At 70.0% G+C, this 21,400-nt stretch carries 21 protein-coding genes and 1 pseudogene; 18 read left to right on the top strand and 4 right to left on the bottom strand.

What is annotated here, in order from left to right:
• The first annotated feature begins 15 nt into the window (after positions 1 to 15).
• The 3 genes from ACQEXA_RS11040 to ACQEXA_RS11030 all read left to right on the top strand — a co-directional run bounded on the left by ACQEXA_RS11040 (position 16) and on the right by ACQEXA_RS11030 (position 2,200).
• Positions 16 to 744 (top strand): glycosyltransferase family 2 protein, encoded by a 729-nt coding sequence (locus ACQEXA_RS11040; protein WP_432935042.1) that lies wholly within the window; start codon positions 16 to 18, stop codon positions 742 to 744.
• A complete protein-coding gene (locus tag ACQEXA_RS11035) occupies positions 741 to 1,397 on the top strand; it encodes a TIGR04282 family arsenosugar biosynthesis glycosyltransferase (RefSeq protein WP_432935043.1) in 657 nt (218 codons plus the stop codon). The genes ACQEXA_RS11040 and ACQEXA_RS11035 overlap by 4 nt, the downstream gene beginning before the upstream one ends.
• Positions 1,398 to 1,648: 251 nt before the next feature.
• Complete coding sequence (locus tag ACQEXA_RS11030; RefSeq protein WP_432935044.1) at positions 1,649 to 2,200, top strand: class I SAM-dependent methyltransferase; 552 nt, start codon at positions 1,649 to 1,651, stop codon at positions 2,198 to 2,200.
• Positions 2,201 to 2,381: 181 nt separating this feature from the next.
• Here the strand turns inward: ACQEXA_RS11030 and ACQEXA_RS11025 are convergent, their stop codons facing one another.
• The gene (locus ACQEXA_RS11025) at positions 2,382 to 3,602 is read right to left on the bottom strand and encodes an RNA-guided endonuclease InsQ/TnpB family protein (protein WP_433129575.1); all 1,221 of its coding nucleotides are present in this window, start codon (positions 3,600 to 3,602) and stop codon (positions 2,382 to 2,384) included.
• A 179-nt stretch (positions 3,603 to 3,781) separates the two neighbouring features.
• Here ACQEXA_RS11025 and ACQEXA_RS11020 point away from each other — a divergent pair, with 179 nt between their 5' ends.
• Complete coding sequence (locus ACQEXA_RS11020; protein WP_433129573.1) at positions 3,782 to 5,182, top strand: glycosyltransferase family 87 protein; 1,401 nt, start codon at positions 3,782 to 3,784, stop codon at positions 5,180 to 5,182.
• A gap of 345 nt (positions 5,183 to 5,527) precedes the next feature.
• Positions 5,528 to 6,973: a hypothetical protein gene (locus tag ACQEXA_RS11015; protein ID WP_432935047.1), complete on the top strand. Its 1,446-nt coding sequence runs from the start codon at positions 5,528 to 5,530 to the stop codon at positions 6,971 to 6,973.
• Positions 6,974 to 7,010: 37 nt separating this feature from the next.
• Here the strand turns inward: ACQEXA_RS11015 and ACQEXA_RS11010 are convergent, their stop codons facing one another.
• Positions 7,011 to 7,805 carry a maleylpyruvate isomerase family mycothiol-dependent enzyme gene (locus tag ACQEXA_RS11010; protein ID WP_432935048.1) on the bottom strand — a complete coding sequence of 265 codons (795 nt, stop codon included), beginning with the start codon at positions 7,803 to 7,805 and terminating at the stop codon, positions 7,011 to 7,013.
• The gene (locus ACQEXA_RS11005; protein ID WP_432935049.1) at positions 7,762 to 8,433 is read right to left on the bottom strand and encodes a TetR/AcrR family transcriptional regulator; all 672 of its coding nucleotides are present in this window, start codon (positions 8,431 to 8,433) and stop codon (positions 7,762 to 7,764) included. The genes ACQEXA_RS11010 and ACQEXA_RS11005 overlap by 44 nt, the downstream gene beginning before the upstream one ends.
• Before the next feature lie 393 nt (positions 8,434 to 8,826).
• Here ACQEXA_RS11005 and ACQEXA_RS11000 point away from each other — a divergent pair, with 393 nt between their 5' ends.
• Complete coding sequence (locus ACQEXA_RS11000; protein WP_432935050.1) at positions 8,827 to 9,483, top strand: winged helix-turn-helix domain-containing protein; 657 nt, start codon at positions 8,827 to 8,829, stop codon at positions 9,481 to 9,483.
• Complete coding sequence (locus ACQEXA_RS10995) at positions 9,480 to 10,796, top strand: MFS transporter (RefSeq protein WP_433129571.1); 1,317 nt, start codon at positions 9,480 to 9,482, stop codon at positions 10,794 to 10,796. The genes ACQEXA_RS11000 and ACQEXA_RS10995 overlap by 4 nt, the downstream gene beginning before the upstream one ends.
• 75 nt (positions 10,797 to 10,871) lie before the next feature.
• Here the strand turns inward: ACQEXA_RS10995 and ACQEXA_RS10990 are convergent, their stop codons facing one another.
• Complete coding sequence (locus tag ACQEXA_RS10990; RefSeq protein ID WP_432935052.1) at positions 10,872 to 11,801, bottom strand: alpha/beta hydrolase; 930 nt, start codon at positions 11,799 to 11,801, stop codon at positions 10,872 to 10,874.
• Positions 11,802 to 11,909: 108 nt separating this feature from the next.
• On the opposite strand from ACQEXA_RS10990, the gene ACQEXA_RS10985 reads away from it, so the two are divergent.
• The 11 genes and pseudogenes from ACQEXA_RS10985 (at position 11,910) to ACQEXA_RS10935 (ending at position 21,352) form a co-directional block, all read left to right on the top strand.
• Complete coding sequence (locus tag ACQEXA_RS10985; protein ID WP_433129569.1) at positions 11,910 to 12,356, top strand: MarR family winged helix-turn-helix transcriptional regulator; 447 nt, start codon at positions 11,910 to 11,912, stop codon at positions 12,354 to 12,356.
• A gap of 206 nt (positions 12,357 to 12,562) precedes the next feature.
• On the top strand, positions 12,563 to 12,706 hold the full coding sequence (locus ACQEXA_RS10980; RefSeq protein ID WP_432935054.1) for a hypothetical protein: 144 nt from the start codon (positions 12,563 to 12,565) through the stop codon (positions 12,704 to 12,706).
• 144 nt (positions 12,707 to 12,850) lie between these two features.
• Positions 12,851 to 13,189, top strand: a complete 339-nt coding sequence (locus ACQEXA_RS10975; protein WP_432935055.1) for a hypothetical protein — start codon at positions 12,851 to 12,853, stop codon at positions 13,187 to 13,189.
• Between the two features lie 291 nt (positions 13,190 to 13,480).
• Positions 13,481 to 14,155 (top strand): enoyl-CoA hydratase-related protein, encoded by a 675-nt coding sequence (locus ACQEXA_RS10970; RefSeq protein WP_432935056.1) that lies wholly within the window; start codon positions 13,481 to 13,483, stop codon positions 14,153 to 14,155.
• 453 nt (positions 14,156 to 14,608) lie between these two features.
• On the top strand, positions 14,609 to 15,511 hold the full coding sequence (locus ACQEXA_RS10965; protein ID WP_432939756.1) for a LysR family transcriptional regulator: 903 nt from the start codon (positions 14,609 to 14,611) through the stop codon (positions 15,509 to 15,511).
• Between the two features lie 154 nt (positions 15,512 to 15,665).
• Positions 15,666 to 16,823: a CaiB/BaiF CoA transferase family protein gene (locus ACQEXA_RS10960; protein ID WP_432935057.1), complete on the top strand. Its 1,158-nt coding sequence runs from the start codon at positions 15,666 to 15,668 to the stop codon at positions 16,821 to 16,823.
• Between the two features lie 38 nt (positions 16,824 to 16,861).
• Positions 16,862 to 17,629 (top strand): crotonase/enoyl-CoA hydratase family protein, encoded by a 768-nt coding sequence (locus tag ACQEXA_RS10955; protein ID WP_432935058.1) that lies wholly within the window; start codon positions 16,862 to 16,864, stop codon positions 17,627 to 17,629.
• Positions 17,630 to 17,732: 103 nt separating this feature from the next.
• Positions 17,733 to 17,945: pseudogene (locus ACQEXA_RS10950) on the top strand (acetoacetate decarboxylase family protein); the annotation flags it as partial.
• A complete protein-coding gene (locus tag ACQEXA_RS10945; protein WP_432935059.1) occupies positions 17,942 to 18,892 on the top strand; it encodes a 3-hydroxyacyl-CoA dehydrogenase NAD-binding domain-containing protein in 951 nt (316 codons plus the stop codon). The pseudogene ACQEXA_RS10950 and the gene ACQEXA_RS10945, both read left to right, overlap by 4 nt.
• 1 nt (position 18,893) lies before the next feature.
• Positions 18,894 to 20,117, top strand: coding sequence for an acyl-CoA dehydrogenase family protein (locus tag ACQEXA_RS10940; RefSeq protein WP_432935060.1), 1,224 nt, complete (start codon positions 18,894 to 18,896; stop codon positions 20,115 to 20,117).
• A gap of 5 nt (positions 20,118 to 20,122) precedes the next feature.
• Entirely contained in the window at positions 20,123 to 21,352 is a 1,230-nt protein-coding gene (locus tag ACQEXA_RS10935) for a CaiB/BaiF CoA transferase family protein (RefSeq protein WP_432935061.1), read from the top strand.
• The last annotated feature ends 48 nt before the right edge of the window (positions 21,353 to 21,400 follow it).

The following is a 21,400-nucleotide window of genomic DNA, read 5'->3' as shown; positions in this document are numbered from 1 at the left end:
CGTAGGGTGAGTGGGGTGATCGAGACATCCCCCTCTTCGCCCGCTTCCGTGGACGTGGTGCTTCCCTGCCTCGACGAGGCCGAGGCCCTGCCGTGGGTGCTGGACCGCATCCCGCCGGGCTGGCGCGCGATCGTCGTCGACAACGGCTCCACCGACGGCTCCGCGGAGATCGCCCGGTCCCTCGGGGCGCATGTGGTCCATGAGCCGCGCCGCGGCTTCGGCGCCGCCTGCCACGCGGGCCTGACGGCCGCCACGGCCGACGTCGTCTGCTTCTGCGACTGCGACGCCTCCCTCGACCCCGGGCTGCTGCCCACCGTCGCGGGGCCTGTCCTCGACGGCTCCGCCGACCTGGTACTGGGCCGCCGCAGGCCCGTCACACGCCGCGCCTGGCCGCTGCACGCCCGCGTGGCCAACCTGGAGCTGGCCCGCCTGATCCGACGGCGCACCGGACTGCGGCTGCACGACCTCGGCCCCATGCGTGCCGCCCGCCGTGGGCCTCTGCTCGCCCTGGACCTGACCGACCAGCGCTCCGGCTACCCGCTGCAGATGGTGGTCCGCGCCGCCTACGCCGGCTGGCGGGTGGCGGAGACGGATGTGCCCTACCGGCCGCGCACGGGCCGCTCGAAGGTCACCGGCACCTGGCGCGGAACCTGGCACGCGGTACGGGACATGCGGGCCGTCCTCGACGAACGGCCCACCGCCGCCCCGGTGTCCGCGGCGACCACCTGGGGAACCGGACGATGAGCGCCCGGCACCCGGCCGCCGGGTCGGCCACTCTCCTGGTCATCGCCAAGGAACCGGTCCCGGGGCGGGTCAAGACGCGGCTCACTCCGCCCTATACGCCTGACGAGGCGGCCGCTCTCGCGAAGGCCGCCCTCGCCGACACCCTGCACACGGTGCTTCAGGCCCCCGCCCGGCGGCGTGTCCTCGTCCTCGACGGTGCCCCCGGTCCCTGGCTGCCGCCCGGCTTCGACATCGTGCCCCAGAAGGCCGGCGGCCTGGACGAACGGATCGCGGCCGCCTTCGCCCACTGCGACCGAGGACCAGCCCTCCTGGTCGGCATGGACACACCCCAACTGACCGTGGATCTTCTCGCGGTTGCCGGACGCGACGGCCACGACGCCTGGTTCGGTCCGGCCGCGGACGGTGGGTTCTGGGCGCTGGGTTTCGCCGACCCGGGGCGGGCCGCGACCCTCGTACGGGGCGTGCCGATGTCCACCGACCGCACCGGGGCGACGCAGCGGAGCCGACTCGTCCAGGCGGGGCTGCGAGTCGGCGATCTGCCGGTGCTGTGCGATGTGGACACAGCCGCCGACGCCGTTGTGGTCGCCGCCTGCTGCCCGCCCGGCTCGCGCTTCGCCGACACGCTGAACTTGCTTGCGGAGAACGGTCGGTGAGCGGCCCGGACCCTGCCCTCACCGAGCGGACGACGCGGACTGCTGCCCCACGGCGTCCACAACCCGCGGTGGTGTGGCCCGCCCAGCTCAACAGGCGTACGCAAACAGCCGATCGGCCAGGTCCAGCGGAGCCGGGCGAACCGTGGACGGACGACCCCTATGCCGACGCCCTGCGCACCGGCCGCGGCCCGCTCTTCTTGCGCCGCCTACCGGCACCGGCCCGTCCGGACGGCGCCGGAGAAGAGGGGGAGTTGCTGCCCCTGGAAGTCGAGCGCTGGTGCGCTGCACCCGACGCCGCCGACACGGCCGTCCTGCACCGTTGCACCGGCCCCGTTCTCGACGTCGGCTGCGGACCGGGACGCCTGGTGACCGCCCTTGCCGCCCGAGGCCTGCGGGCGCTCGGCGTGGACGTCAGCCCGGCCGCGGTGGCCCGGACCCGACAGGGCGGGGGTGCCGCCGTGCGCCGGTCCGTCTTCGACCGCCTGCCGGGGGAAGGCCGCTGGAGCACCGTCCTGTTGATGGACGGCAACGTCGGCATCGGCGGCGACCCGGGCGCCCTCCTCACCCGCCTTCGCACCGTGGTCGCGCCCGGCGGGCGCCTGCTGGCAGAGGCCGCGCCGCACGACGTGGACGAGCGCCTCACCGTCCGGGTCGAGGACGACCTCGGCCGGTACGGCGGCCCCTTCCCCTGGGCCCGTGTCGGCACCGACGCCCTGATGACTGCCGCCGACGCCACGGGGTGGATCCAGGCGGGCCGATGGACGGCCGAGGGCCGCCCGTTCGTGGAACTGCACCGCTCGTAGCCCGGACATCGCGACAAGCACCCCACGGCCGACGGAAGGCCCGAACACCCATGAGCGACACAACCGCCCCACACCATCAGTCCCCCCAGCCGATGTCCCGTCAGCCCGCAGCACCTTTGAAGGCTCCCCTCCCTGAAGGGAGGGGATTCTCCACCCTCCAGGGCTGCGTGGGATTCACGGCTCAGGCCGGCTCTTGGTCCAGCGGCTCAGGTGGTCTTACGCCCTCGACACCGTCCGGGTTCCAACCTGCCCGGACCAGCATCACGCGGGCGGAGTTCTTGTCCCTGGGGGACACGGCTCCGCACACGGTGCAGGCATACGTTCTCATCGAGAGAGGGAGTGCGTGCTTGGTTCTCGCCCCGCACGTTGCGCAGTCCATCGTGGTGTGCGCCGGGTGCACCAGACGGACGTCCCGTGCGTGCTTGCGGCCCATCTCGATCAGGGCACGCTTCGTCGCCGCGATGGCCGCGTCGGCCGCCTTGCGGGCCATGGTGGTCTTCGCGAGGAACTTCGGGCGGAAGTCCTCCACCGCCACTCCGTCATGATCGCGCATGACGGCCTTGGCCCACTTGCGGCCGGTGTCCTCACGCTGCCGCGCGATCTTCCTGTGCAGCTTCGCGGCCTGTGCCTGCGCCTTCCGGTAGCCGGTGGATGCACGCTGTCCTTTCGGTCGCCGGCGCCGGGCCATCATCCGCTGGTACTTCGCGAGCCGCTGAGCGGACCGCTTGCCGTGTTCGGCATGCGGAAGGTCGTAGGCGTCATCGGTGGTGGTCGCGGTCTCCTTCACACCCCAGTCCACGCCCAGGACGTGGCCGGTCTCCACAAGCGGCTCGACCTGGGCCGGGGCGACGAAGGAGGCGTACCAATGTCCGAGCGTGTCCTGGTACACGCGCACGCTCGACGGGTCGGCCGGAAGGTCCCGCGACCACACCACGCTCAGCACGATCTGGCCCGCAAGGTGCAGGCGGCCCTCCTTGAGGCGGAAGCCGCGCCGGGTGTAGTTGAGGCTCGGCCTGGCCTCCCGCTTGCGCTTGAAGCGGGGCATCCCGGCCCGGCGGTGCTGCGCAAGCCCGTCCTTGATGTCCTTCAGCGCCTTCGCCCGCGACTTGGCGAAGTCCCGGATCACCTGCTGCTGCGGCACCGAGGCACCCTCGGCCAGCCACGGCATCACCCCGCGGGCGTCGGTCAGCATCCTGTCCAGCTGCGCCGGACCACACGTCAACTTCTCGCCGCCCGCTCTGCTCTGCGCGTGGGCCTGCCGGGACTTGGCCACGCATTCGTTCCAGATCCAGCGGCAGCGATCCCACTCGGCTTCGAGTGCGCGCCGGGCTGTCTTCGACAGGCGTACACGGAAGGTGTACCGGGCATGCCCGGTGTCCTTCGTGGTCGCTTCTGTCGTCATGCATCCGAACCTACCTGGGAGGACTGACAGTTGAGAGTTCTTGACCGTTGTGGGCGGCATCACGGCCGTGCGGGGTGGACGCCGGATCGCCCTGACGGCGATCCGGCTGTCCCTGCCCTGCTCCGCAGGAGTCCGATTCCTCCCCGGCCTGAAGGCCGGGGCATCCTCGGAGAAAGCCGGTGAACCGCACAACGGCCCATATCCGCACCATCGCCACCGCGGTCCTCATCGCCGCGCTCACCGCCGTCGTCTTCGACACCGTTCGCGCAGGCGACAACCAGAGCAACGCCGGCCGCGTGCTGGCCGGATACGCCATCGCCTGGACGTTGTTTGCCGCCTCCGTGTGGGCCGTACGCAAGGTCCCGGCGCGCGCGGCGACCGTACTGGTCATGGTCGGGACGGCCGCCGTGGCGATGGCCGCGCTCGCGGCGCCGCCCCGCACCAGCAACGACATGTACCGCTACGCCTGGGACGGCCGCGTCCAGGCCGCCGGGATCTCCCCGTACGCCCATCCGCCCGCCGCGCCCGCGCTCGCCGAGCTGCGCGACGACTGGCTCTTCCCCACCGAAGGTTCCTGCCGGGGCTGGGGACTGACCCGTACCGACAGCGACCTGTGCGTCCGCATCAACCGCCCCACCGTCCCGACCATCTACCCGCCCGTCGCCGAGGGCTGGTTCTTCGGCGTCCACGTCCTCTCACCACCGGACGGCCGCCACAAGCCTCTCCAAGTAGGCGGTGCCGTCCTGGCGTTCGGCACCACCCTCGCCCTCCTCGCCGTTCTGCGCCGACGCGGCGACCCATGCCGGGCCCCGGCCCGCGCCGCCCTGTGGGGGTGGTGTCCGGCGGTCCCCTTCGAAGCGGTCAACAACGCGCACATCGACACCCTCGGTGTCCTACTGACCGTGCTCGCCCTCGGCACCGCCACCGCAGGGGTCCGCCGCGGCGCACTCCTCGGCGCCGCGATCGCCGTGAAGCTGCTGCCCGTTCTGGCGCTGCCGGGCGCTCTGTCCGGTGAGCGCAGCCCGTCGCGCGTGGTGCGCGTGGTGTCGGCCACGCTCGCCGCAGTCGTGCTCGCCTACCTGCCCTACGTCATCGCCTCCGGCGCGGGCGTCCTGGGCTACCTGCCGGGTTACCTCCAGGAGGAGGGCTACGAACCCGGAGACGTGCACCGCTTCGCCCTGCTGCGGCTGCTGCTCCCGGACGCCGCCGCGGGGGTGACCGTCAGCGTGCTGCTCGCCCTGACGGCCCTGTATGTGTGGCGGCGCGGCGACCCGGCCCGCCCCTGGCGCGGCGCCCTGTTGCTGACCGGCACCGCTCTGCTGCTGGTCTCGCCCAACTACCCTTGGTACTCACTGCTCGTCGTCGGCCTGGTCGCGCTCGACGGCCGCTGGGAGTGGCTGACCGTCACCCTCGCCGGCACTGTCCTCTACCTCGGCGGCCCACTGCTGCCCGGCTTCCCCCTCCAGGCGTGGGCGTACGGCACGGCCGCCATCTGTGTCGCGCTCGGGGCCTGTCTGCGCGCCGCCCCGGCACGGAATCTTCTGGACCGGCGCCGGGTCAGGTACCTGCCGTGCACCTGACCAGATCGCGGACGCCTGCCATCAGCTTCGGCCGCATGACGCGCCGCCCGGCCCCTTCAGCACGGTGGTGCTGTGGGGCAACCACATCCTCGACCACCGGGCGCTGCTCGTCCCGAGGCTCAGTAACGCGGACCTCTCGACCGATCATGTCCATTCGGCGCGCGTCATCGACTCGGCCAACCCCAGGGGTGAACAACGCCAAGTGGGTGCATCGTTTCACCATGGCTGATCATCACGGGAGCGGTGTTCGGCGCTCCCTGAGCGGCCTGCGCAAAATCTCGCGCGACCTGTGCGCACCCTGCACCCTACGATCGCCTGCTACGACTGGGCGGAACGGGGCGGGGCATGCACGAGAACGTCAAAGACGGGACAGCGATGGCAGCGCGGCTCGCGGGCGGTGCGCCACTGCGGAGTGCGCTGGTCGTCACCGACCCCGCCGAATGGCTCGCGTTGGACGCGGGAGTCCGGGAAGTGCCCTGCTTCCGCTCGGACTTGATGCCGGAGCGCGCCGCGCCGCTGCCCGCCGATCTGTCGCAGCTGGGCGAGTCGCGGCTCGTGCTCGCGCTCTGCAACCGTGACGGGCGCATCCGCGAGAGGGCGCTGTACGAGGTGGCGCACTACCCCAGCCTGCTGCCGCTGATCGTGATCCGCTGCGCAGACTGGGGCGAACCTGTGCGCGCACGTGCCCGCGAAGTACTGCGGGAGGCACTGGACGCCGAACCCGACGCCGCTGTCGACCTGGCGTCGTTGATCCTTCGCGTGGGTCGCCGCGACAAAGGTGCCTTCTGCGTCGATCTCCTTGAGGAAGTCCTCGGCCGGCACCCTCGTGGGCGGGTCGCCGCCCTCTTCTCCGACCGCGACCGCATGGTGCGACGGTTCGCCTACCGGCTGGCCATCGAGCACCAGCTCCTACGGCCCGCCCAACTGGCCCGCACGGCCGCGCGGGATGAGGACAGCGTCGTTCAGGACCTGTGCGCCACGGCGGCGCTCGCGTCCGTACCGGAGGGAGACGCCGACGACGAGGTGCTCGCACCGCTGCTGACCGCGCGCAACCCGCGTACCCGTTCCGCCGGCGTCACCGCGCTGCGGCGAGCGGGGCGGCCTGAGCCGGCCGAGGCGTTTCTGAGCGACCGGTCCGCACTGGTGCGCGCCTGCGCCCGGTACGTCGTGCGACAGCATGGGGGCGATCCCGCCGCCTGGTACCGGCTGCGGTGTGCGGTATCCGACGATCCCGAACTGCCGCCCGGTGCGGTCATCGGGCTGGCCGAGTGCGGAAGCCGCGCGGATGCCCACCTGCTGTGGCCGCTGCTGGCGCACCCTGCCCCGGCGGTGCGGGCCCGGGCGGTGGCCGGGCTGCGCACGCTGGATGTCGGGAGTGCGGAACGGTTGCGACCGCTGCTCGACGACCCGGCCGCCGGGGTCGTGCGTGAGACCGTCCTCGCCCTTCTGCCGTCGGCGAAGGAACTGGCCTCGGACTGGCTGCTGGAACGCACCGGGCCCAAGTGGCCTCGCCACGCTCGGGTTGCCGCATTCCGGCTCCTCGATGCGCAGGGCGGAATCGTGGCGCTACGAGCAGCGGTCAGCCTGCTGGAGGACCAGGACGACAAGCTGCGTACCTGGGCCGGACAGTCCGTTCAGCGCTGGCATCCGCAGGCCGGTATGCGGCGTGGGGACCCCGAGGTGGGCGAACTGCTCGACCGGAGCAGGCACCTTTTCAGCGACTATGTGCTGCTGCGGCGCAAATGGGAGGCGGGGGTGGACGGCCGCCCCGGCTCCCACCAAGGCGGATGAGGCTTTCGGCAAGGGCAGCACCCGCGGAACCCGGACGTCAGAACATAATTCTGGCCCGTTGGGCGGCTGCGAGGGCGGACTCGGCTCCGGACACCAGTTCCAGCGTCACTTCGGGGTCACGACCGGCCAGGGCACGCATGTACGCCAGGGCGTCCGCCCGGACGACCGCCACCGGCTCGCCCGAGCCGATCAGCCACGAACCGCCGGCAGGTCCGGTGAGCTCCAGCGCGATGGGTGCCTCGCGCCACGTCAGGGCCAGGTCGCGGACGACCTGCTCGACGATCTGCCCGTCGTGGTCGCCCACGGTGACGGTCTGTCCCGTTGCCCGCGCCAGGTCGATGCGATGCATCCACAGGTCGCGGTTGTAGATGGTGTCGAGCAGGTAGCCGACGGATATCCACGGCGCCGCGGGCATGCCGGTGTCGACCTTGGCGAGCCGCATCAGGCCGGGACGGCTTCGGCGGGCCTGTACGGCACGGGGCCACAGTCGCATGAACTGCGCGACCAGTATCGGCCCCGGTACCGCAGTGTGGTCCGCGATTTGCGCCGCCATATGGGCGTCCACCGGGCCCTTGCCGTGGTGGCGTCGCCTTCCCGTGATCTCCCGGCGCAGCATCGTACGCAGACTGATGTTGTCCTCGCACTGGGCGACGAGATGGGAGACCAGCGTGCGTATGTCCCATTCCACGCAGTCGGTGGGACGCCGCCAGTCGTCGTCGCCGAGCTTTTCGAGCACTTCCAGAGCCGCCCGGCCTTCGGCCTCGGCGATCACGGCTGACTGGTCGCGATCAGTCTGCGGCAGGCGCGCGGCCTGAACAAAGGTCTGAGTCAACGGACTCGCCCTCCTCTGGGGCGTAGAAGCGGAAGAACATGTCCACTGCCGTCTGCGTGAGTCGGCTGAAGCGGCCTTCTTCGACCTGCGCAGAGGGTTCATTGGCCAGTTGCTGGCTGACCACACCGGACATCAGGGCCGTGTAGAGGGCCACACCTTCGTCGCCGGCCGCCGCGGGGGCCAGTTGTCCGGCGTGCACGGCCGCCTGAAGCACTGCCCGCAGGAGCTCCAGTTGCCGCACTGCGGGCTCGTAGGCCTGGGGGGTCGGTTCGAATCCGGGCACCGGCCGCCAGTACAGCAGCTGCGCCAGCACCGGATTGGCCATCGCCCAGGCGATGGCGGCCTGTTGACCCGCCGTGATCGCAGTCCGCGGATCCTCGGCGAGCCCGGCACGGTACGGCTCCAGGATGTCGACCGACTCACGCGTCCCTCGCTCGAACAGAGCGTCGTAGATGGCCATCTTCGACGGGAAGTACTGGTAGAGCGAGGGTGGACGCACCCCCACTCGCCGAGCGACCTCGGCCATGCTCAGCGCGGCCACGCCCTCTTCCGCCATGACCTCGATCGCGGTGTCGAGGATCTCCTGCACGGTCTCATTGCGCCGCCGAAGCCTCCGGTCGTCCCTCATGCCATTAAGAAAACCTAATGCCCGTAGGGAAGTCAATACCCCTTCAGCCAGCCCAGGTTGGAGGGGGCCGCGCGGGCCGCACGCCCGTCGGCGCGGCGTCAGGCGGTGCGCCGGAGTGACCTCGGTAGCGCGGCTGGTGGGGCGAACCGCCGGCCCCTCAACCCGCGGCCCCGGCTCGGGCTTCCGCTTCCGTTTGGGGGTTCACGTCGGCTTGGGGGTTCAAGTCGGCGCCAGCCGGAGGCTGTCGACAGCGAGGGCACTGGCCGGCGACCACAGAACCCCCGTCAGGTCCACTCCGGCGAGGTCGGTGCGGCATGGATCGGCAGCGGTGAAGTCCTGCAGCAGCAACGGCACACCCTTGTAAAGGAATCTTTCTAAAGATACCTTTACAACATGTCGAGCAGTCAGAAGGACGAGTCCCCGGGAGTCCCTGCCCGCACAACCCAGCTCACCGACCCCCGCGCTCTGCGCGCCTACGCCCATCCCACCCGCATGCGCCTCGTCGGCTTGCTCCGTACCGAAGGCCCCTTCACCGCGACCCGCGCGGCCGAGCTGACCGGCGAATCGGTCGCCAGTTGCTCGTACCACCTGCGGATGCTCGCCAAGTACGGGCTGGTCGAGGTCGCACCGGGTGGCCAAGGCCGCGAGAAACCCTGGCGGGCCACCGCACGCTTCACTCAGTGGCCCAACTACTCCGACGACCCTGCCGTCGCAGAGGCCAGCAAGGCACTGGAAACTGCGGTCGCCGAACGCTACTTCGAGCTGATGACCCGCGCCATCGAAGAGCGCCACGATCTGCCACGCGAGTGGCAGGAGGCCGAGCACATCGGCGACCAGGTGCTCTACCTGACGGCAGAGGAGCTCATTGACCTCGGCGAAAAACTCGACCGTCTGCTGCACCCCTACGAGGAACGGCAGAGCGACCCGGCCGCCCGCCCCCAGGGCGTGCGGCTCGTCCAGATCGTCCGTGCCGCCTTTCCCTTGCCCCAGAGGCCCGCAGGCGACGAAGAGGCTTCCATCGCTCCGGACCGCACGGATGGCCCGCGATGACGGCGCCGGGCCGCTTATCCGCGGCCATCCCCGACCTCCTGCGCAAACGATCCTTCCGGCGTTACTGGACCGCCCAGAGCATCTCCCTCGCCGGCGACCAGATATCCCAGATCGCCCTCCCTCTCGTCGCCGTCCTTGCTCTCCACGCCGACGCCGCCCAGATGGGCTGGCTCGCCACGGCCCAGCTCATGCCCGCTCTACTCCTGTCCCTTCCCGCGGGTGCCTGGGCCGACAGCAGAGCGCACCGCCGCCGCGTCATGATCGCCACAGATCTCGCGCGGGCCCTGCTCATCGCGACGGTTCCCATCGCGTACGCCCTCGGCGCCCTCACCTTCACGCAGCTCTACGCGATCGCCTTGGGGATCGGCGCGCTGACCGTCCTCTTCGACGTCTGCAACACCATCCTGTTCGTCTCGCTCATCCCCGCCGAGCGGTATATCGAGGGCAACTCCCTCGTCAACGGCAGTCGCGCCATGTCCTTCGTCGCGGGCCCCAGTGCCGGCGGTCTCCTCGTCCAGTTGTTCACCGCGCCGCTCGCGCTTCTCGCTGACGCGGTGACCTATCTGGCCTCCGCCTACTGCCTGGCCCGCATAACCCCCGCCGAACCGTCGGCCGTGCCACCCGCGACAGGACACTTCACCGCAGGCCTACGGTGGATCCTCCGCTCGCGCGTCATGCGCGCCACGTTCGCCGCATCCGCAACGGTCCAGTTCTTCAATTTCATTTTTCACACGCTCTTCGTGCTCTACGCCACCACCGAACTCGGCCTCAGCGCAGGCATGCTCGGGCTGGTCCTCGGCATCGGTGCGATCGGCGGGCTGGTCGGTGCGTTCCTCACTGGTCGTCTCGTGCGCCGCGTCGGCATAGGGCCCGCCGTCGTCGTCGGTTTCGCGGCCTTCCCCGTCCCGTTGCTGCTCGTACCACTCGCGGACGGCCCAGACCCCATCGTCCTCAGCCTCCTCTTCCTCGCCGAATTCGGTTCCTGCGTGGGCGCGATGATCGTCGACATCTCGCTGGGATCACTCCAGACAGCCCTCATCCCCCACGCCCTGCGCGCCCGCGTCAACGGCGCCTACCGCACCCTGACTCACGGCGTGCGCCCACTGGGCGCGCTCGCGGGAGGAGCGCTCGGCGCGGCCATCGGGCTACGCCCGACACTGTGGATCGCAACAGCCGGGGCCGTGACATGCCTGGTCTGGGTGCTGCCTTCGCCGGTCCCAGGCATCCGCGAGTTGCCCGACTCTCCGCCGGAGCCAACACACGGCGCGCCATCGGCATCGGCGTCTGCATCCTCACCCTCGTCCGGCTACTGAAATCAAACCTGTGATGTCGGCGATGGTGCTCCTACGGCCGTCGCCGACATCACGTGGAGGCCGTCGGGGTCGGTGTCAGTGGACCGGTTCGAGATGGTCGGCGTCCGGGCGCCCGGCGCTCAGGTGGGCGGTGAGGAAGCGGGCGGCGCGGTCGAGTGCGGCGTCCGCCTCGTCGAGGCGGCCGTAGTGGTGTTGGAAGACGTGGGGGAGGCCGGGGCCGACTTCGAGCGTGACCTCGACGCCGTCGGCGCCCGCGCGGCCGGCCAGCCGGACCGCGTCGTCGAGGAGCACCTCGTTCGCCCCGACCTGCACGAGGAGTGGGGGCAGTCCGGTGAGGTCGGCGAACACCGGACTGGCCAGGGGATGCGCCCTGTCGCCTGCGCCGACGTAGAGGTCGGCGTAGGCGCGCACGTCGGCCTCTGCGAAAATGGGGTCGGCGCTCTCCTTGGAACGGATGCTTCCTCCAGCGAGGGTGAGGTCGGCCCAGGGGGAGAAGACGACCACGGCGGCTGGTTGCGGCAGCCCGGCCTCCCGGGCGGCGAGCAGCGTGGCGATGCTCAATCCGCCACCGGCGGAGTCGCCGGCCATGACGAGGTCCCGCGGGTCGGTGCCCGACGCCAGCAGCTCGCGGTAGGCCGCGAGCCCGTCGTCGACAGCCGCGGGGAATGGGTCCTCGGGCGCCAGCCGGTAATCCACCGACGTCGCGCGCAGCCCGGCGCGGCGGGCCAGTTCACCGACCAGCCCTGCGTGGGTGTCCGGTGAGCCGATGACGTAGCCGCCGCCGTGCAGGTAGAGCAGTCGGCCGCGGCCGGAGGCTTCGGCTGGCTCCAGCTCCAGTATCGGCCGCCCGCCCAGGACGGTCCTGCGGGTGACCACGCCCTCCGGCGCGGGGCGGGTGACAGCCGCGGCGAAACCACTGCGCTGCTCCTCGGGAGTGGGTCGTATCTTGCTGCGAGGGGCGGAACGGAGTATGGCGTCCAGGGCGTCGCGCTGCTGTCGGGACATGCGGGGCCTCCACGGGTCGGGGTGCGAGGATGGATTCCTCGGAATCCACCTGCCTGACCCCAACCGGATTCCAAGGAAGATGATTCCTGGGAATCTACTGGAGCTAATGTGAGCCACATCACCCAGATCTTCACCGATCTGGTCCGCGTCGAGACCCGGCTCTACAACGCGGTGGGCGCCCGGTTGCGCGCCGAACAAGGGCTGGGGCTGGGACAGTTCGAGTTTTTGGAGATCATCGACCGCGTGCCGGGGTGCCGCGTGCTCGACATCGTCGGCGAACTGGCGATCACCGTGGGGGCCGTCAGCAAGGCGGTCGACCGGCTGGTGGCTGCGGGCTGGTGCCTGCGGGTCGCGCACCCCCAGGACCGCCGCTCGTCCGTCCTCCGCCTCACACCCGCGGGTGAGAAGCAGTTGTCCGCTTCCCGCCCCATTGTCGAAAGCGAGCTCACCTCACTGACCGCGGCGGTTCCCCCCGACGACCTGGCCCGCATCGCCTCAACCCTGGCCATCCTTCGCGCAACCCTCGAGGCGGGATCCCACGGCCGGCCGGGATGAGGGGACATGACCCGCGAATGGCATCCGACCCGTGCATGATCCTTCGGTGGCCCGGACAGCGAGCCTGAGGATGACTGCACCGAGGAGGAACTGGAGCGGATGGTCTCCGCACTCGGGCCACTGACCATGAACGTCAGCTGGGACTGCGGCTGGCGGGGCCTGTCCGATTTCAAAGGCTGCGGCGTCCAGCTCTGTCTGAACAGCGTTTGGACCGAGCAGCACGCCGAGCGGCCCCCGGTGAGTTCGGGGTCTGGGTCTCCGTCGGCTCCCGCGTCGCCTGGAGCCCGGCCGGCCAGGCATGGCTGCGCGACTCGGAACTGGCACTGGGCGAACCCCAGACGGGCTGGTAACACACCGGCCGCCCCGTACCCGAGGGACGCCGCCTGCGGTAGGCGGCGGTCCGGCCACGCAACCTTCACTGAGAATGCTCGACCCTCGCCGCGATAGATCATCAGCCCTCGTCCTCATCGAGGCCGAACCCGTCCGGCACGGGCGTGGCCCTGCTGACCGCCGCCTATGCGCTGCCGCGCAGGTACATGCGGGTGAAGAATCGCGGCGTATGGTTCGCCATCTGCCTGATCACCGGGTTCGGATTCTTCACCTTCCTGTGGCTCGAACGATGTGTGGCTCCCGATGCCGGCGAGCCGCCCGTACTCAAGCCGCGCTACGCATGGGGGGCCGTCGCTTGCGACGGGGATGCTCCTGGTGCTCGGTGGATGGGGGCTGGTCCATTTGATGTGGTGGATCTATTGAGCCGGTGGCCGGAACTGTCGGATGGCCTGCATGATCGTGGGCTGACGATTCCAAGTCGGGCTGCCGCGGTAGCTGTGTGAATCAGACCTCGTACCGCGTGACCATAGAGACGCGCCGGCATGTCGTACCGCGTGACCATAGAGACGCGCCGGCATGGCACAGCCGGGCGAAAGCGGCCGCCCATTGGCAGGCGTCAACCGTGCGCGGCCACTGGACCACCGCACGTGCAAGTTGATCGACGGATTCGGGTGTGACTGCTGCGGTCACACCAATTGGGGCAAATCGGTAATTCCATTCCGCGCCGGAGGCAGACAGGCTTGAATCAGCGAGGTCCGACCGGACCTGAGGTCAGCACAACCCCAGGAGCGCACATGCCTACCCTTGACCGCCACGACAACAACGTCTTCGTCCTCGATCTCGGCGACGGTGAGAACCGCTTCCACCCGGACTGGATCGCTGCCGTCGACGCCGCCCTGAGCGAGGTGGAGAAGGCAGAAGGGCCGCGTGCCCTGGTGACCGCCGCGACGGGCAAGTTCTACTCCAACGGCCTGGACCTGGAGTGGCTGGGCGCCCACGAGGACCAGCAAGAGAGCTACCGCAGCTCCGTCCATGCCCTCTTCGCCCGCGTGCTGTCTCTGCCGGTGATCACCGTGGCCGCCCTGCAGGGGCACACCTTCGCCGCCGGAGCGATGTTCTCCCTCGCGCACGACTTCCGTGTCATGCGCGCCGACCGCGGCTTCTGGTGTCTGCCCGAGGCCGACATCAACATCCCCTTCACGCCCGGCATGTCCGCCCTGATCCGCTCCCGGCTGGCGCCGCAGACCGCGCACGAGGCCATGGTCACCGGCCGCCGCTACGGCGGGTCGGAAGCCGAGGAGGTCGGCATCGTCGACTGGGCGGTGGACGAGGACGCTGTGCGTTCCACGGCCGTCAAGGTCGCCGAGGCGCAGGTCGGCAAGGCGGGCGACACCCTCGGCACCATCAAGGCACGTATGTACGCCTCGGTCCTGGCCACCCTGCGTGGCAAGCCCGATCCGCTCGGCTGACATGCCATGGAGACGATCGGCCGCGCAGACAACCAGATGGCCTACGCCGTAGTCGATGGCGATGGCGATGGCGATGGCGACGGCGAGGACGAGGACGAGGGCGATCCACGGCGGCCTTCGTGGCGTCGCGGCCCCAGGTGTCCGGGGCCCTGTGCCGCCCGTACGCCGCACCATGGCGACGTTCGCAGCGCCGCCGACGGCACGCAGCGCCGGTACGGCGGCCCGGACGTCGCCCCATGGGTCCCGCACGAGCGGTGACGGCGAAGAGCCGGCCGAACCGCTCGATCGTCCCGGACGACTCCGGCTCCAGCCGACCGGCGCCGTCGATCTCTGTGTCGAGGACGGCCGCGTCCAGCCGCACTGACCGGTCCAGAGCCAGGCCACGGCCGCCGGTCACCGTCGTGAGCGGACCAGCCCCGCCGGCGGAGCGGGATTACCGTTGAAGACGTGGAAATGCTGCACCTGCGCTACTTCGTCGCGGTCGCCGAGGAGCTGAACTTCTCGGCTGCAGCCCGACGGCTCCACATGGCGACGTCCCCTTTGAGTCAGCGCATCAGGGACTTGGAGCGCGAACTCGGACAGCAGCTGTTCGACCGCGACACGCGCCGCGTCACGCTCACCCCGGCCGGTTCGGCGCTCCTTCCGATCGCGCGCGATGTCCTCGACGAGTTCAGCTCCATCCCGTGGCGACTGCGTGAGGCGACCCGGGTGCAGCGCAGCACCGTGCTCATCGGCATACCCCCGGGACTGCACCCCGAACTTCGGTCGCGGGTCGGCACACTCACCGAACAGGTACGGGAGCGGTTCGAGCTCCAGCGCTGGCCCGGCAACTCTCATGCCCTGGTGGCCGGCGTCCGCGACGGCAGGCTTGCGCTCGCACTGGCCCGGCTGCCGTTCAGCGACCCGGCTCTGGAGCAGGTGGGCGTGATGTCGGAGCGCATGGGTGCGGCGGTGCCGGCCGACCGGTTCGCCGGGCGGGACTCCGTCGCCCTCGCCGATCTGGCGGACCTTGCGTTCGTCGCCCCGCCCAAAGAGGTGAGGCTCGCGTATTTCGACGTCCTCGATCACGCGCTGGCGGAGGCCGGTGTCCGCAATCGCCTGGAACTCACCGACACCGGTTACAACGGGGTGGCCGAAGTGATTTCCGGTGGCATGGCCTTCTGTATTTCCATTCTTGCCCCGGAAAATCCGATCCACGGATATCAGCTGGAGAACGTGACGGTGCTGCCGTTCACGGACTTCCACCCCCGGCTGGAAACCGCCCTGGTATGGCGTCGCGACCGTGGAGACGGTGACCTCAAGAACCTCGTCGCCGCCGCGCGCGAGATTTTCGATGAGCTTTTGACCGTGGAGTGAATCCCCGAAAAGTGCAGCTCGGAGGCGCTTTGATCAGCGGTGTGACCGCTGCGGTCAAGCCGCCGTTCCCATTTTGATAATTCCGTCTCCCGTGTCTCCTCATTTAGCGTTGCGTATCAGAGGCAAAAAGACGCGATGCTAAGGGAATGGGACAATGGCGGAATCCTTCGTCGCCGGACCGCTCGACGGAGTTCGGGTGATCGACCTGTCCACCGTGGTGATGGGTCCCTACGCGGCCCAGATCCTGGGTGATCTCGGCGCCGACGTGATCAAGATCGAGTCGCCCTCCGACACCGTCCGGGTGGGCCGGTATCAGGTCACGCCGGGTATGACCGCGCTGAGCCTGAACGTCAACCGCAACAAGCGCAGTGTTGCCCTCGATCTCAAGGACCCGGCGCAGCATGAGCAGGCCCTGAAGATGATCGACACGGCGGACGTGCTGATCACCAACATGCGATCGGCCGCGCTGCATCGGCTGCACCTGACCTATGCGGACGTCGCCGCGCGCAACCCGGGCCTGGTCTACGCCCACGGCCAGGGCTTCCGCAGCGAGTCCGACCAGGCCGGAAACGCCGCCTACGACGAGACCGTGCAGGCCGCCTCCGGGCTGGTCGACATCACCCATCGCGCGCTGGGCACGCCGGTCTACCTGCCGACGATCATCGGGGACAAGGTCTCCGCACTGACCATCGTCTACAGCGTGCTCGCCGCCCTGCTGCACCGCTGCTGCACCGGGCAGGGCCAGCACATCGAGGTCCCGATGACCGACACGCTGCTCGCGTTCAACCTGGTCGAGCACCTGGCAGGGCACGAGTTCGAGCCGGTGACGGGTCCCACGGGCCACCCCAGGTCGATGTCGAAGGAGCACCGGGCGCGGCGCACCAAGGACGGTCTCGCCTGCCTCGTCCCCTACACCCCGCAGAACTTCCGCGACTTCTTCGTCGCCGCCGGGCGACCGGACCTCGCCGCGGACCCCCGGGTCAACGGGCAGGTCATCGACATGGCCGACCTCGACGCCCTGGCCGGGCTGGTCGACGAGTGCGCGCCGACGCTGACCACGGAGGAGTGGGCGGAGGTGTGCGCCAAGCACAGCATCCCGATGGCTCCCGTGCTGGAGCTGGAGCACGCCCACGAGGACCCCTACGTCCGTGACGGCCACCTGCTGGAGACGGTCGTCCACCCGACCGAGGGACCGATCCGCGCGATCGGGATCCCGGTGCGGTTCTCCGCGACGCCCGGTTCGATCCGCCGCCTTGCTCCGGTGCCGGGCCAGGACACCGCCGAGGTCCTCGCCGAACTGTCCGACCGCTGAACCCCCAGTCCCCTGTACCTCTTCGAGAGAAGCGAGCCATGAGCACCACCGACGTCTGCACCCGCCGGGCGGGCACCACCCTGCTGATCACGATCGAGCGCCCACAAGCACGCAACTCCGTGAACGCCGCGGTCGCCGCACTCCTGGCCGAGGCACTGGACGAGCTGGAGACCGACCAGGGTCTCCGGGCCGGCGTACTGACCGGTGCCGGCGGCACCTTCAGCGCCGGCATGGACCTCAAGGCCGCCCTGCGCGGCGAGTCCCCGAACATCCCGGGACGCGGATTCGGTGGCGTGACCGAGGCAGAGCGGACGAAGCCGCTGATCGCCGCCGTCGAGGGCTGGGCCGTGGGGGGCGGTTTCGAACTGGCCCTGGCCTGCGACCTGATCGTGGCCGCCGAGGATGCGCACTTCGGTCTGCCGGAGGTCAAGCGGGGACTGATCGCCGCCGGTGGCGGAGTGATCCGGCTGCCCCGGCGCATCCCGTACCACCTCGCGATGGAGTTCCTGCTGACCGGCGAGCCGGTGAGCGGCCGACGGGCAGGCGAACTGGGCCTGGCCAACCGGGTCGTGCCCGCCGGTCAGGCAGTGGAGGCATCCCTCCTGCTCGCCGAGCAGCTCGCGGCGAACGCCCCGCTCGCGCTGGCCGCAGTGAAGGCGGTCGTACGGGCCGCGGACGGCGCGCCCGAGGCCGACGCCTTCGCCGCGCAGCGCACGGTGATGGCCGAGCTGATGGCCTCGGCCGACGTCCGCGAGGGCATGACCGCCTTCGCCGAGCGCCGTGCCCCGCAGTGGACGGGGCGGTGACATGCGGATCGACGACGTCCGGCGGCACATGACCACCCCGCTGACCAGCCCGGCGTATGCGCCGACAGTCCCTTGCTTCACCGACCGCGAGTACCTCGACATGCGCGTCCAGGAGCTGGTGCGCACCGAGATCACCGACGTGGTCGTCAAGGAGGCCTGCACAGGCCCCGCACGGCTCCAGCTCTTCGCCCACGTCCTCGCCCCGCCGGCCGACCAGCCCGTACTCGAGGTCTTCTCCGCCGGCCACATCCTCACCGACCTGGCCCTCGCCCCCGTAGAGCCGGTCTTCGACCACCTGAAGGGAGACGCGCAGTGACGCACCCCATCCGTACCGCCGCCGTGATCGGAGCGGGCACCATCGGACTGTCGTGGACGGCGCTGTTCGCCGCACACGGCCTGACCGTCCATGTCAGCGATCCCCGTCCCGATCTGCCGGAGGCGGTCGCCGAGGCGCTCGCCGCGTTCGGCCCGCACCTGGCCGCGCAGGGCCTGGACATCGACGGCCTCGCCGACCGCGTACACCTCGCGGCCGACATCACCGAAGCAGTCCGGGACGCGGACGTCGTCCAGGAGAACGGGCCCGAGCGCGTCGAGTTCAAGAAGGAACTGTTCGCCCAGCTGGTCCGGGAGGCTCCCGGGCACGCGCTGCTGCTGAGCTCGTCGTCGGCGATCCCGGCGACCGCCTTCACCACGGAGCTCGAAGACGCGGGTCGCATCCTCATCGGGCACCCCTTCAACCCGCCCCACCTGCTGCCGCTCGTCGAGGTCGTACCCGGCGAACGCACCACCGAGGAATCCGTGCAGGCGGCCGTCGACTTCTACACCGCCGTCGGCCGCACGCCCGTCGTCGAACGCCAGGAGATCCCCGGGTTCGTGGGCAACCGCCTCCAGAACGCGCTCAGCCGCCAGGCTGTCTACCTCGTCCAGCAGGGCGTGGTGACCCCCGAGGACCTGGACACCGTCGTGACCCACTCGCTCGGCATCCGCTGGGCGACGGTCGGTCCGTTCCTGGGCGCGCACCTGGGCGGAGGCCCCGGCGGCTACCGCCACATCACCGAGCACATCGGCTCGTCCCTGCAGCAGATGTCCCTCGGCGAGCCCTCACAGGACCCCGAGGACCGGGAGCGAGTCGTCCAAGCGGTGGAGCAGGCATACACCTCAACCCCCTACGCCGACCTCGCCGAAGCCCGTGACCGCGGGCAACTCGCTGTCCTGTCCGCCCTGGAAGACGTCCGCCGCAACCAGCACAACAAGGAGCACTGAGATGACCGTCACCACCCCCGTCACCACCCCCGTCGCGCCGCTGGACGACCTGCTGACCGCCGACTTCTACCGCTACCAGACACTGCTCTCGGACGACGAGCGCGACATTCTCCTCACGGCCCGCACCTTCCTGCGCAAAGAGGTCAAGCCGCTGGTCAACGAGTACTGGGGCAAGGCCGAGTTCCCTGTCGAACTGATCGAGAAGTTCCGCGGCAGCGGACTGGCCGCCCTGGCCTACGAGGGCTACGGCGAGCACAAGGCGGCCACCAGCCACCTGCTCGGCGGCATGCTCGCCACGGAGCTGGGCCGCGTCGACGCCTCGGTCGCCACCTTCTTCGGCGTCCACAACGGGCTCGGTTTCTACTCCATCTACTACGGCGGCGACCAGGAACAGCGCGACAGGTTCCTGCCCGCCATGGCCACGATGGAGAAGATCGGCGCCTTCGCCCTGACCGAACCGCTCGGCGGCTCCGACGTCTCCGGCGGCATGCGCACCACCGCCAAGCGCGAGGGCGACACCTGGATCATCAACGGCGCCAAGAAGTGGATAGGCAACGCCACCTTCGCCGACTACGTCGTGGTCTTCGCCCGGGACGTCGACGACAACAAGGTGAAGGCCTTCGTCGTCGAAAAGGGCACCCCCGGCTTCAAACCCGAGAAGATCGAAGGCAAGATCGCACTGCGGATCGTGCAGAACGCCGAGATCACCCTGACCGACGTGCACGTGCCGGAGGCGAACCGGCTGCAGAACATCAAGGGCTTCCGCGACGTCGCCGAGGTCCTGCGCCAGACCCGCAGCGGAGTCGCCTGGCAAGCCCTCGGTGTCATGATCGGCGCCTACGAACTCGCGCTCGACTACGCCAAGGAACGCATCGCCTTCGGCCGCCCCATCGCCAAGTTCCAGATGGTGCAGGACCTGCTGGTGAAGAGCCTCGGCAACATCACCGCCTCCTGGGGCATGCTGATACAACTCGCCCGGCTGCAGGACCAGGGCATTTTCCGCGATGAACACTCCGCGCTGGCCAAGGAGTACGTCGCGGCCCGTATGCGCGAGGTCGTCGGCTGGTGCCGCGAACTCTTCGGCGGCAACGGCATCCTCCTCGACTACGACGTCGCCCGGTTCTTCTCCGACGCCGAAGCCCTCTACTCCTACGAGGGCACACACCAGATGCAGACACTCATCGTCGGCAAGTCCATCACCGGCCACAGCGCCTTCGTGGGGTGAACGCAATGACCACCGAATCCGTTTTCACCGGCCTGAAGGTCCTCGACGCGTCGAGCTTCATCGCGGCACCGGCCGCGGCCACCGTGCTCTCCGACTTCGGAGCGGACGTCATCAAGATCGAGCCACCCGGGCAGGGCGATCCCCAGCGACGGCTGAGCTTCGTCCCGCCCAGCCCCCGGGCACAGGCCAACTACGGCTGGCACCTGGCCAACCGCAACAAGCGCGGCATGGCGATCGACCTGAAGTCCCCGGCGACCACAGAAGTCCTGAAGCGCCTCGTCGAATGGGCCGACGTGGTGATCACCAACTTCCCGCACGGCACGCGCGAGAAGCTGCACCTCGACTACGAGCAGGTCTCGAGCTGGAACCCGAGGGTCATCCACGCCGACATCACGGGCTTCGGGGATGCCGGACCCGACGCGGGGCAACCGGGCTTCGACCTGACCGCCTACTGGTCGCGCAGCGGGCTGCTGGCCTCCACCCGGGACGCGGGAGCCCCGCCGACGGTGCCGGTCTGGGGCAGCGGCGACTACACGTCGGCGATCGCGATCTACGCGGCGATCGTGACGGCCCTGTACCGCCGCGAGCAGACGGGGCAAGGAGCCAGTGTCGGTACGTCGCTGCTCGCGACGGGCGTCTGGGCCACGGGAACGCTCGTGGCCGGCGCGCTCGCCGGCGGCACATCGTTCGAACTGCACGACCGGAACGCGCCGGTGAACGCGCTGACCAACCCCTACCGGACGGCGGACGGCCAGTGGTTCATGCTGGCCACCTCCTCCGTGCACTGGCCGGGACTGACCCGGGCCATCGGATGCCCCGAGCTTCTCGAGGATCCCCGCTTCGCCGACGTCGAGGGCCTGGTCAAGCACGCCGCCACGGTGAGCGAACTGCTCGACGCCGAGTTCCGCTCACGGCCCTTCGCCCACTGGAAGGACGCCCTGGACCGGGAACGCATCACCTACAGCCTCATCCAGACACCGGAGAAGGCGGCACAGGACCCGCAACTGCGCGCGAACGACATCGTCGTACCCCTGGAGGGGGTCAGCGAGCTGGAGGAGACCGTCAGCAGCCCGATCAACCTGCGAGGGGTGCCGAAGGTGCCGGCGAAGCGGGCACCGGACCTGGGCGAGCACACCGACGAGATCCTCGCCGAGCTGGGCTTCGGCCCCGCCGAGGTCGCCCGGCTGCGCTCCCGGGGAGCGATCCAGGGGACGACGGGGGCGAAGGCGGCGTGATGAGCCCGGCGTCCGAAACGCCGGGCGGGGTGCTCCACGAGCGCCGTA

This window comes from Streptomyces sp. CA-106110 (assembly GCF_050936285.1).
In the GTDB taxonomy this organism is placed as follows: domain Bacteria; phylum Actinomycetota; class Actinomycetes; order Streptomycetales; family Streptomycetaceae; genus Streptomyces.
The sequence above is the reverse complement of the archived record's forward strand: the minus strand, read 5'-3'. Positions and strand labels throughout refer to the sequence as shown.